A 2031-nucleotide genomic window follows, 5' to 3' on the forward strand; every position below is an offset into this window, starting at 1 on the left:
ATGCAGATCGAGGGCATGGCCGCCCTTGCCACACCCATAACCGAGGAGGTTCAGCCGCTACAGATTACACCCAAGGCCGCCTGAAAATGCAGCCCGATGGCCAGCACCGAAATTACACCACATTGACGGACGTGACCGACGCGAACCATCTTGGCGATCATCTGGAGACGCGAAGCGCGCACGATCGTCCCGGTCTTGTCGATCACTTCACCGTCATCGTCGATGACAAGGTTGCCGTGGCCATCCCAATCGCCCCACCGGCTGTCAGCGCCCCAGTGGATTGCGCCGCGCTCGCCATCGGGCCACCGGCTCATACGGCCGGTTTCACCATCAGCGTCGCGGATAACCCACGTTTCGCAACCCGGCACGAATTCCTTCGCTTGGTCGCTTCCGGCGGCCTGCATAACGGCTTCCAAATTTTCGGCCGTGACGACGATAAAGTCTTCCATGTTCAATTCCCTTGGGCGTAGCTCGACCGTCACCGGAACCACGCAGGCCCCGGCTGGGTCAGGTGAAATTATGGGGGTGGGGGAGGTCAGGGCCTCCCAAGATCGTCAGCGCAAGCCGGTCAATCCGGCTCATATCCGCTGATCATGGCATCGATGTCCGCGACATCGCTGGCGGATGCGTTGGGCAGGGCCTTGAGCCACGAGAAAAACGAGGCGTAATCGCCGGTGAGGGTGTCGGTATCGAAATGCGGGGGCATGTCGTAGACGTGCTCACCTACCTGGACACCTCGAAGAACCGTCTGATTTCGGCATGATGGCGGCTTGAAGGCTCAAGAGGGAAGTATGAGCCTTGGTTTCGGGGTCTGATCTGCTGATTTTCGTCGGTGCGGCGCCTTCACAGGCCGTCTTTGGCGTCACGCGGGCGCAATTCGCCCCTCGAGCCAGGCCAGGCGCTGGAAGTTATAGGCAAGGTTGGTCATGCCGATCTTGATACGGGCACGAGCAATGCCGATGGTGCGCACCACCAGACCCATGCGGTGCTTTTGCCCGGCAAAGACGTGCTCGACGGCGGAGCGGACCGCGGACCGCTTGGCATTGGCGCGTGCAATACGCTCAGGCATCGCTCGGCGGTGCGGCTTGCGCTGGTGGATGTGGCTGGTGAACATGCCTTTAGCGAGGAAGGCCTCGTTCTTCTTCGAGCGGTAGGCCGTATCAGCCCATACGCCCGAAGCCGTGTTGCCCCGGCTGATCAGCGTCGGCAATCGCGCGCCGTCGTGGGCATTGGCAGCGCTGGCATCCCAGGTGCGGATCAGGCCATGCGCCCGGTCGATGCCGATATGGTTCTTGTAGCCGAACATCGGGATGGCCAGGTCGACCGGCTTAAAGGCCTTGGGGTCCGCGCCTTCCTTCACCTTGGCCTTGGTGTACTTCACGCTCCAGCGGGCATCGCGATCCTTTTGCCGGATCTTCGCAGGGTTATTCTGCCAGCGCTCGGGTATCCGGCCCTCCTTGATGGCAGCCTTCTCCTCCTCGGTGTTCCGCTGCTTCGGGGCGGGTACAACGGTGGCATCGATGATCTGCCCGCCCATGGCGAGGTAGCCCCGGTCCGTGAGGGCGGCATCGAAGCGGGCAAAGAGCCTGTCGATGGCCCTGGCCTTCACCAGACGCTCCCGGAACAGCCACACTGTCGTCGCATCGGGCACCGTGCCATCCAGGCCTAGCCCCAGAAAGCGCTGGAACGAGAGGCGGTCCTTGATCTGAAACTCGGTCGCTTCGTCAGAAAGCGAGTAGAGCGCCTGCAGCACGAGGATCTTGAACATGAGGACCGGGTCGAACGGCGGGCGGCCACCCTTGCCGCGAGGATTACGGCGCAGCGCGGCTACCAGCGGTCCTCGGAAAACCTCGAAGTCCACGACGGCCGCCAGACGCTCCAGCGGATCGCCCGCAGCGCTCAATGCCTCATATCGGTCCGAAAGATCGAAGAAACCCGGCTGCCCTGCCATCATCGCCTCCGCTATCGCGCAAAGGCAGTGAATCACTTCAGGCCCTCAGGCGCCACGGGTTTTTCGAGGTGTCCAACTTC

3 protein-coding genes are annotated in these 2031 nt (G+C 62.3%); all 3 read right to left on the reverse strand.

The window, feature by feature from the left end; all coding sequences use genetic code 11:
* Window positions 1-50: 50 nt before the first annotated feature.
* On the reverse strand, window positions 51-449 hold the full coding sequence (locus tag AC13EK_RS22390) for a hypothetical protein (RefSeq protein WP_483022390.1): 399 nt from the start codon (window positions 447-449) through the stop codon (window positions 51-53).
* A 119-nt stretch (window positions 450-568) separates the two neighbouring features.
* Window positions 569-706 carry a hypothetical protein gene (locus AC13EK_RS22395; protein WP_170828622.1) on the reverse strand — a complete coding sequence of 46 codons (138 nt, stop codon included), beginning with the start codon at window positions 704-706 and terminating at the stop codon, window positions 569-571.
* Between the two features lie 156 nt (window positions 707-862).
* The gene (locus tag AC13EK_RS22400; RefSeq protein WP_069336548.1) at window positions 863-1951 is read right to left on the reverse strand and encodes an IS5 family transposase; all 1089 of its coding nucleotides are present in this window, start codon (window positions 1949-1951) and stop codon (window positions 863-865) included.
* Window positions 1952-2031 lie beyond the last annotated feature (80 nt).

It is taken from the genome of Sphingobium sp. L-44 (genome assembly GCF_056859495.1).

Coding starts and splice junctions, on each gene's coding strand:
- AC13EK_RS22390 (WP_483022390.1), bottom strand. CDS start 449: ATGGAAGACTTTATCGTCGTCACGGCCGAAAATTTGGAAGCCGTTATG.
- AC13EK_RS22400 (WP_069336548.1), bottom strand. CDS start 1,951: ATGGCAGGGCAGCCGGGTTTCTTCGATCTTTCGGACCGATATGAGGCA.
- AC13EK_RS22395 (WP_170828622.1), bottom strand. CDS start 706: ATGCCCCCGCATTTCGATACCGACACCCTCACCGGCGATTACGCCTCG.